Below are 791 nucleotides of genomic sequence, written 5' to 3'. Positions count from 1 at the left end.
ACCATCATTGGCAAAATAGGCACCGGAAAAATGCTTCCGCACCAACGGGCCATAAAGCGTGCTACCCGCAATATCTTCACGGCCAAAGATAAAGGCCAAACGCCGTGTATCCAGCTGTTGGGCCACATAGGTAAACAGCGCCGCCGGATCGGAATCCTTCATGGAGTGCGTATTGGACATCAGGTTTAGGTGCACGCCAACTCGGCCAGCGGGCCAGACGGTGAGCACCGCATCCACCGCGTCGAGCAGAAAACGTGCGCGGTTTTCAATGTTGCCACCGTAGCGGTCCGTCCGCTGGTTTGAGCCATCGTGCAGGAACTGATCGAGCAAGTAACCATTGGCTGCGTGTATTTCCACACCGTCAAAGCCAGCGCGTTTGGCATTGGCGGCTGCCTGACGGAAATCCTCAACAATATCAGGGATCTCATTGGTTTCCAGCGCGCGTGGTACTTCGTAGTTCTTATAGGGGCGAAGCGTAGCGACGTGGCCCTCCGGTGCAATCGCACACTCGGCGCAACCGGCAGTTTCCCATCAAGGTAGACAGGATCGGAGATACGTCCGACATGCCACAGTTGCAGGACAATTTTCCCACCGGCAGCGTGCACACCGGCGGTAATACGTGCCCAACCGGCAATCTGTTCATCAGACCAGATACCCGGCGTATTCGGATAGCCTACACCCTGCGCTGAGATAGAGGTGGCTTCACTGATGATCAGTCCTGCATTGGCGCGCTGTACGTAGTATTCCAGCATCAGCGGCCCAGGCGTTCTTTCGTTAAAGGCTTTCATGCG

At 56.0% G+C, this 791-nt stretch carries 1 pseudogene; it reads right to left on the bottom strand.

The window, feature by feature from the left end:
- Positions 1 to 791 (bottom strand): annotated as a pseudogene (locus J5224_RS31885) (alkene reductase); the annotation flags it as partial.

Source organism: Candidatus Symbiopectobacterium sp. NZEC135 (genome assembly GCF_025962695.1).
The sequence above is the reverse complement of the archived record's forward strand: the minus strand, read 5'-3'. Positions and strand labels throughout refer to the sequence as shown.